A 7,565-nucleotide genomic window follows, 5' to 3' on the forward strand; every position below is an offset into this window, starting at 1 on the left:
TTTGCAAGCGACCAACTATATCAAACACCTTAACGGAGTATTTGGACAATTCTCAAAGGACAACCGTTTGAACCCGACCCATATCAGTCTTTATGTGGCCCTGTTCCAGCTATGGAACAACAATTTCTTTAAGGAAGAGTTCTACATTAACCGGGAAGAAGTGATGGACTTTTCCAAGATAGGTTCCAAATCCACGTATCATCGTTGTATCAAGGAACTGAGCCATTGGAACTATATCCTGTACACACCATCCCATAACCCATTTAAAGGGAGCCGGATCAAGATGTTCGATTTTGGGACAAGTACTGGACAAGTGCTGTACCCAAGCCGTACCAAAAACGGGACAAGCACTGGACAAGCACTGGTACCTATAAACAAACATATACAAACTATAGAAAACGGTAAAAACATAAACAAACGGCAAATTTTAGAAAATTCAAATGTTAAAAATCCGGAAACTGAAGAAAAACAGATTAGTGCTGTCCCATATCAGGACAACCTAAAGACCAGTTCCGATAAAAATTATGATGAACCCCTATGAGCCATTCCAAGCCACATATCATTGTTGAAGGAGCTAAGCAATATCCGTTGGGTACGATGCGGGGCAATCAGATCTTGTACGATTTTGATAAAATGTTGGTCTATCTGGATGCCAAGGGCAAGTTACTTTTTGGGAATAAATTCAAAATCTACAAAGAGGACAGGGATATCCTTTACAAACTATGCCTGTACTTTATCCAGGACAGGGCTTCTTGTAAAGAATTCGGAATTGATATTGATAAAGGGATTTTACTTTCTGGCCCCGTGGGTTGTGGAAAGACCTCCTTGATCCGCTTATTGAAACACCTGGTGCCACACCGGCAACCTTACGAAGTCGTACCCACTCGTAACATTGTATTCGGTTTCAACCACCTTGGTTACAAGACCATCGAAGATTATGGCAACACCCAATTTTTCTGTTTCGATGATTTAGGTATTGAACCCATCGGGAGGCATTTCGGTAAAGATTGCAACGTAATGGGTGAAGTACTGCTTTCCCGATATGATCTATTCCTGAAGCGAAAAACCAAAACCCATGCCACTACCAATCTCAATGCCGCAGAACTGGAAGCGCTTTATGGCATTCGTGTTCGTAGCCGAATGCGACAACTATTTAATTTGGTGGCTTTTGAAAAAGGGAGTAAGGATAAGAGGAAGTGAGACTTCACTCCTCCCAAACAACACTCAATACTGAGTTATGTGAACTTGAAATAATACAATACTCAACGAAATTAAAATTGTTGTCGTCCTCCCAATTTTTTAAATCAAACCAGGTAGATTTCCATATCTGCTGTTTTGATTGAGCCTTGGAATAAATCTTTCGTTTCTCAAAAAATTCCATGGCAACTGAGTCTTCAGGTGGTTCAAGTTTTGTTCTATCGATAATAAAATGTGGATAGCCCTTGGGCCATTTCCAATAACTAACTGTTTTATTATGCGAATGAAAAAGGCAAATAGGATGGTCTCCTAAGTCAAAATATTTGAAAGCAATCTATGTTATGCTCCTTTTGAAAAAGGAAGCCAAATCTCTAAGTAATTGAGGAGAGAATTTTTTGCCTTTTTGTTTTTTGTAAAATAAAGTACTTGGCATTAGTTGTACTAGCCACTACTTAACCTGACAGTTGTGGTTAATCTGACACTTGAAAAGAGCCTTTAAGCTCATTGTACTCGATGAGCTTTTCTTTTGCTAAAAGTATGAAATGCCCAATTTCGTGGGCAAGGGTAAAACGCTTTTTTTGTTCAAATTCAATATTCTCATTGATTTCAATTATTGTATGCTTTTTACCAAAGATTATTCTTCCATCTGAATTCAATAATGGTTTTTTGATTACCGTAGCCCCAAGACCACTGGCAAATAATTCTAACGGAAAGTCCAGTAAACTATCGAAGCCATTTTGCTCTAATACGTCTCTGGCAGCGGCAGAACCTTTATAATATTTATAATTCTTCATTATCTAATTCATCCATCAAATCAACCAATTTTTTTCCTTTGATAATTTCTTTTATTTCATCTGCCGTCAACTTATCTAAGTTTCTGAACTGTACAGACATTTGCTTTGATTCCACTAAGTTCATCAATGTTGCAATAGGCTTATCTAAATTTTTATCAATGGCAGCTTGAAATTTCTCAACAATTTTCTCAATTAGTAATAGATTGCTTTCTTGTGCTATATAGCAATGACCATTTGGCCATAGCATTATATGATAATTTGAATTTGCAAACAAAATTTGGTCTACAAGTACTTACCTTCGGTGACCGAACCCTTTGGATTTAATACCAGTTCACCCAGAAAGGATATGTAAAATAATGTGTTAAAGTAGACGGAGTTAGACTCTTGCCAGACTTCCGAGAAAGATGAACATTGCAATCGACTTTAAGGGCGTAACTTAAAAACTCCCGAAGGGTTGTCTCATCTCCTATTTTTGGGTGGTAGTTTCGAGTCAATTTCTTTGAATCGGTACTATTAAAACTATCTTTTTTCCAAAGGCAGAAATTGCCTCATCAACTCCTCAATTTTAATCCTGACAGTATTAATTTTTCTGACGTTTATATTTTTCTTTATGGCCAGATGGCTTTTATAACACTGGTGAATAGGAATTTCTTTGAAATAGTATTTTTCTCCTTCCACACTGGTTTCATTTCCCATTATTTCAAATCCATTTAAATTCATACTGAGACCTCGACCAATTGCTTTTAAAACAGCCTCTTTTTTTGTCCAATAACCAAAAAATTCTTCTTGACTTTTTTCAGAATAAATGATATTTCTATATTCCTGCGCAGTCATATAACTCTTAAAACTGTCAATTTCAATTTTCTTTATCTTTTCAATATCTATTCCAACAGGTATAGAATCTGAAATTGCGCAGACGACAAATTGACCAGAATGCGAAATGTTAAAATCTAGAGTATCGCTGAGGCCGGGTAATCTAGGCCTGCCATATTTGTTAAATACTAAACTTTTTAAATCTACATCAATTTTATATATTTTCTTTAGACCATAAGATAACAGTCCTCTTCCTAGCGATGAAGACAGAATATCAATTGGCCTTTTGTAAATTGAGTTGTAAAATTCTTTTGAAATTGAATTTGTTAAATTTTGATTGGGAATATTATATTCATTAAGATCAGTGATAAAAATATCGGTCATTATTCAAATTTTACTATTAATCCAATTCAAAAATGAAGTATCCCATCGCCATTAAAATGAAAAAAACTTTACGTATAATTTCAGCGCAATAAAGCAACTCAAATTATGAAAGATACAGATATACTTTTAGGTTTCATTTGGAAAATAGCCAACATCTTAAGAGGGGATTTTAGAAAAGACGAATATAGAAAAGTTATTATTCCGTTTGTCATATTAAGAAGATTCGATTGTATTCTTCAAGAAAAAAAACAATTAAAACAGACCACTTATTCTCAAATAGAAAACTCGACTGATTTAGATTTGGCCTTAATAGTTAAAAATAAAGATAAGTGTTTTAGATTGCTATTGGACTACCTGAAAGGGTTTTCTGGAATAACAGAAGATATCCTAAATAATTTTAATCTTATTAATCAAATAAATCGATTACAACAATCAAGACTACTTTTTATCGTGCTCCAAAATTTATGCAACTTGGATTTAAGTCCAAAAACTATTTCTTCCGAACAAATGAGTACACTTCTTGAGGAAGTAAATAGAAAAACATCATTTTTAAGCGGTGATCTTCATGGTGAATACTACACCCCAGAGGAAGTTATTTCATTAATGCTAAAACTTTTAGTGTGTGAAGATAAAACCATTGCCAAAAAAAACATCGAAAAGAGTGTATTTGATTGTTGTTCTGGCACGGGAAATACCCTTCTTATGGCTCATGACTATTTCAAATCTTTAAACTCATCTATCAATATCAGTCTTTTTGGCCAAGAAATAAATGCTGAGTCATATGCCTTTTGCAAAGCTGCAATGTTATTGAAAGGCACTTGTTCAGACAACGTTGTACTAGGAAATAGTTTGTTAAATCCTGATTTGACCACATCAAAAGGTGATAACTTTTTCAAAAATGAGTTTGACTATTTCATTACCAATCCTCCATATGGAATGCAATGGAAAAAAATCGAACCATTAGTTAAGGAAGAGCATCAACTACAAGGATTTTCTGGACGTTATGGACCAGGTCTTCCTTCAGTAAAAGATGCATCGCTACTTTTCTTAATGAACATTATGTCAAAAATGAAGAAGGAGGGTTCAAGGATGGCTATAATATTCAATGGGTCTCCACTTTTTGCAGGAAGACCTAGTCCTAAGAAAAATGAAAATTCAATTCGACAATGGATTTTAGAAAACGACTACTTAGATTCAATAGTGGCATTGCCCAATTGGCTTTTCTACAGTACGGGAATCACTACCTATTTATGGATTCTATCTAATAAAAAAGAGACTAGAAGAAAAGGCAGTGTTCAATTGATAAATGCATCTACATTTTTTGTAAAAATGAGCAAAACTATTGGCAATAAGAGAAACCGATTAGATAGCTCACATATTACAAGAATTGTAGATGTTTATAAGTCGTACTCGGAGAACGAATATTCAAAAATTGTAAACAATAGCGCATTTGGATATAAAAAAATAACCGTTGAAAGACCCCAAAGAAAAAATGGTCAGATAGTTTTGAATAAAAAAGGAAATCCAAAACCAGACATCAATTTGAGAGACACTGAAAATATTCCATTAAATAGAGACCCCAAGGAGCATTTAGAAAAACATATACATCCTCATTTTCCTGATGCTTGGATTGATGAAGATAAAATAAGCATAGGTTATGAAATCCCTTTCACAAAATATTTCTTCAATCCAAAACCATTAAGAACACTCACAGAAATCAATAAGGATCTTTCAGCACTTCAAAAGGAAATTGATAACCTCTCAGTTTTTTAATTTCGTAAATGAGTCTTATTCCTAAAGAGCAGTATTTACTCAATATTTTGGATAAAATGCCAAAACATTGGCGCTATGTACAACTAAGATATTTGTTAAAAGGAGGGAAGGACGGAATCCGTAATGGAATATCTGGAAAAACCATACGTTCGAACCAAAAAAAAAATGATGACTACCTCAAAGTATATAGTCAAGTAAACGTTTTAAAAAATGACTTTGGAATTACGGATAAATGGATAGAAAAAACCTGCTCCAAAAAACTAAAAAAATATGAAGTGGAACCTGGCGACTTGTTAATGAACATAGTCGCTTACGACCCTATCATTAGAAAAGTTCCGCAAAATATTGATAGAGGGATATTTGGGAACAATATTCTCCGTATTCGATTGAATCAGAAATTAATATTGACTGAATTTTTCGAAAAAACGATTAATCATAGCAGACTTTTGAAGTACCAACTTGAATCGGGTAGTCGCGGTTCTATAATCCAAGGGTTAAATTCAGAGACTATAAAGTCGTTAATTGTTCCTGTTCCACCAATAAATGAACAAATCAAAATATTGTATCATTTAACCAAAAATATTGAAAGTTATGAATGTTTGATTACCAAAAAAAAGAGATTAGTTTCCCTTCAATATGAAAAAATCAGAACTTTAATTTACATGTCATTTCAGGAAACCTACAAACAAAACAAGGGTTTCGAGCAAAGAAAGAATATATGTAATCAAAATCAATCCAAAACTTGGAATCTTATTCGCTTAGGATATCTTTTCAAAACAATCCGGGTAGGAATAACACCTAACACAAAGTCCACCAAATATTATGAGAATGGTAATATACCTTGGATTACCGCAGGAGATTTGAACGATGATTGGATAAAAGGCAGTATGAAGAAAATTACCAAGATGGCTCTCAATGATTATCCAGAATTAAGGTTGTACCCCAAAAATTCGTTGGTTATTGGGCTTACCGGAACTACTATTGGGAAAGTTGGCATTTTGTCGGTTGAATCATGTATAAGCCAATCATGTTGCGTAATTGCTGAATCAGATAAAGTGGATATTGAATATATTTTTTACTGGATGAAAACCCAAAGAGACTATTTAACAAATCTTTCTCGTGGAGGGAGTCTATTAAACATTACCAAAGAAATCATAAAAAACTTAAAGGTTCCCTTACCACATCTAGAGGAGCAAAGACGAATAACTTTTCTGCTAAATTTTGAAAACAAAAAAAATGAACGCCATATCTTTCTTTTAAGAAAGCAAATAGAGCTTTTAGAGGAGTATTCAAGAGAAATGAACAATGAGATTTTGTCCTATGGTAGGTTAGACAGAAGGTTATAATAGGAATTACCAGTTTAGCGGTTGCCATCCATTATCTTGAATATGATGCTCAATTACTTTTTCTCTGATGTCGACAAAGTCAAATTTTTTACAGTTAAGAAGTGCGGTTATTTGCTCCTCAAAATAGTTTCTTTTCCAAAGATTTAAGATGATGGTTGCATCTACTGTGTTCAAGTTATCTAAATGACGTTTGACCAGACTACTTTTAAGGTTTTCCTTCTTTTTGAATAAACTAAACCACACGTTGATATATTATTTGCTATATCATCAAATCTAGTTCATAAGTCAATAAAGTGGGAATTTTATAGTAGAAATTTGAGACGAGCCCTTAAGGGAACCTAAAAAGGTAGATTATTCAAAAATAAAACTTATAAAAACTCCTCTAGTTCTCATAGCCTCGATATTACCTGTCCATGGGCTATTAGGATCTTCGTCGGGAATAATTTCATTCGTTAAAGCAAAAACCCCGCGTATTGTGGGTGTAAATTTGAAATATTCAGTGTAAAACTCAATTCCAAATCCAAGTTCATAACCGTTCACGCTTTTTCTCATTCTAAAAGTACCACTGGAATTATCTTCCAAACTATCCTCCTTGCTCCCCAAATTTATGGCAGTGTATACCCCCCCACTTATAAATGGTTTCCAGTTCCCAAATCTCAAAGTACTTATCTTCAGTATCAAAGGAAAATTAATGTACGTAGATCTAATCTCTCTTAACGCATCATTTTCATTATCAAAACCAGGAAAACCTAAAGTTCTTTGTGTGTAAAGCAAATTGGGTTCAAACCTTACATCTAAAAATTTGTTCACTCTCATTTCTCCAATTAAACCGACGTTAAAGCCAAAAGTAGTATTGACCAAAATATCCTGGCCAATGTCATTTTTATATTCAAATTGGAAATCATATTGATTAAACCCTAAAGAGTAACCATAATTTAAAAAAGGCTTGTCGTAATTCTGAAGATTAATAATCGCGTCTTTATTAAACTGGCAAAACATGGACTTACTTAAAAAAAAAAGAGTCAGAAATAAAAAATAGATTTTGCTATTCAAAACATAGTTTAATTATAACAATAACATTTTCTTGATAGATTTAGTATACCCATAAACTATTTTCAACATATAAAAGTATTTTCTTTTAATCGATCTATTAATTTTCGATTCTTTTGACCATATTAACATAGTAAGATTTTTCTGTTAATTAATTATTATAAACTGATGCATTAATACATCTTTTTCTTAATTTGACCCCAACATT

The 7,565-nt window shown here is 33.5% G+C and carries 8 protein-coding genes; 4 read left to right on the forward strand and 4 right to left on the reverse strand.

The annotated features are described in order from the left end of the window. The first annotated feature begins 1 nt into the window (after position 1). Complete coding sequence (locus L0P88_RS17520; protein WP_247131207.1) at positions 2 to 541, forward strand: hypothetical protein; 540 nt, start codon at positions 2 to 4, stop codon at positions 539 to 541. Further along, a complete protein-coding gene (locus L0P88_RS17525; RefSeq protein ID WP_247131208.1) occupies positions 538 to 1,200 on the forward strand; it encodes an ATP-binding protein in 663 nt (220 codons plus the stop codon). Before L0P88_RS17520 ends, L0P88_RS17525 begins: the two co-directional genes overlap by 4 nt. Before the next feature lie 467 nt (positions 1,201 to 1,667). On the opposite strand, the gene L0P88_RS17530 is transcribed toward L0P88_RS17525, so the two are convergent. The 3 genes from L0P88_RS17530 to L0P88_RS17540 form a co-directional block, all read right to left on the reverse strand. After that, on the reverse strand, positions 1,668 to 1,991 hold the full coding sequence (locus tag L0P88_RS17530) for an ImmA/IrrE family metallo-endopeptidase (RefSeq protein WP_247131209.1): 324 nt from the start codon (positions 1,989 to 1,991) through the stop codon (positions 1,668 to 1,670). Next, positions 1,978 to 2,238 (reverse strand): hypothetical protein, encoded by a 261-nt coding sequence (locus L0P88_RS17535; RefSeq protein WP_247131210.1) that lies wholly within the window; start codon positions 2,236 to 2,238, stop codon positions 1,978 to 1,980. Before L0P88_RS17535 ends, L0P88_RS17530 begins: the two co-directional genes overlap by 14 nt. 272 nt (positions 2,239 to 2,510) lie before the next feature. Next, positions 2,511 to 3,188 (reverse strand): 4'-phosphopantetheinyl transferase family protein, encoded by a 678-nt coding sequence (locus L0P88_RS17540; protein WP_247131211.1) that lies wholly within the window; start codon positions 3,186 to 3,188, stop codon positions 2,511 to 2,513. A 105-nt stretch (positions 3,189 to 3,293) separates the two neighbouring features. Between L0P88_RS17540 and L0P88_RS17545 the strand changes: the two genes are divergently transcribed. Together L0P88_RS17545 and L0P88_RS17550 are read left to right on the forward strand one after the other, a co-directional pair. Beyond that, positions 3,294 to 4,961, forward strand: a complete 1,668-nt coding sequence (locus L0P88_RS17545) for an N-6 DNA methylase (RefSeq protein ID WP_247131212.1) — start codon at positions 3,294 to 3,296, stop codon at positions 4,959 to 4,961. An 8-nt stretch (positions 4,962 to 4,969) separates the two neighbouring features. After that, positions 4,970 to 6,307 (forward strand): restriction endonuclease subunit S, encoded by a 1,338-nt coding sequence (locus L0P88_RS17550; RefSeq protein ID WP_247131213.1) that lies wholly within the window; start codon positions 4,970 to 4,972, stop codon positions 6,305 to 6,307. A gap of 351 nt (positions 6,308 to 6,658) precedes the next feature. On the opposite strand, the gene L0P88_RS17555 is transcribed toward L0P88_RS17550, so the two are convergent. Next, entirely contained in the window at positions 6,659 to 7,306 is a 648-nt protein-coding gene (locus L0P88_RS17555; RefSeq protein WP_247134891.1) for a porin family protein, read from the reverse strand. Positions 7,307 to 7,565: the final 259 nt, after the last annotated feature.

The sequence above is a fragment of the Muricauda sp. SCSIO 64092 genome (genome assembly GCF_023016285.1).
GTDB lineage: Bacteria > Bacteroidota > Bacteroidia > Flavobacteriales > Flavobacteriaceae > Croceivirga.

Excerpts from the sequence above, each read along its gene's own strand:
- L0P88_RS17530 (WP_247131209.1), bottom strand. The coding sequence starts at position 1,991 with ATGAAGAATTATAAATATTATAAAGGTTCTGCCGCTGCCAGAGACGTA.
- L0P88_RS17540 (WP_247131211.1), bottom strand. The coding sequence starts at position 3,188 with ATGACCGATATTTTTATCACTGATCTTAATGAATATAATATTCCCAAT.
- L0P88_RS17555 (WP_247134891.1), bottom strand. The coding sequence starts at position 7,306 with ATGTTTTGCCAGTTTAATAAAGACGCGATTATTAATCTTCAGAATTAC.
- L0P88_RS17535 (WP_247131210.1), bottom strand. The coding sequence starts at position 2,238 with ATGCTATGGCCAAATGGTCATTGCTATATAGCACAAGAAAGCAATCTA.
- L0P88_RS17525 (WP_247131208.1), top strand. The coding sequence starts at position 538 with ATGAGCCATTCCAAGCCACATATCATTGTTGAAGGAGCTAAGCAATAT.
- L0P88_RS17550 (WP_247131213.1), top strand. The coding sequence starts at position 4,970 with ATGAGTCTTATTCCTAAAGAGCAGTATTTACTCAATATTTTGGATAAA.
- L0P88_RS17545 (WP_247131212.1), top strand. The coding sequence starts at position 3,294 with ATGAAAGATACAGATATACTTTTAGGTTTCATTTGGAAAATAGCCAAC.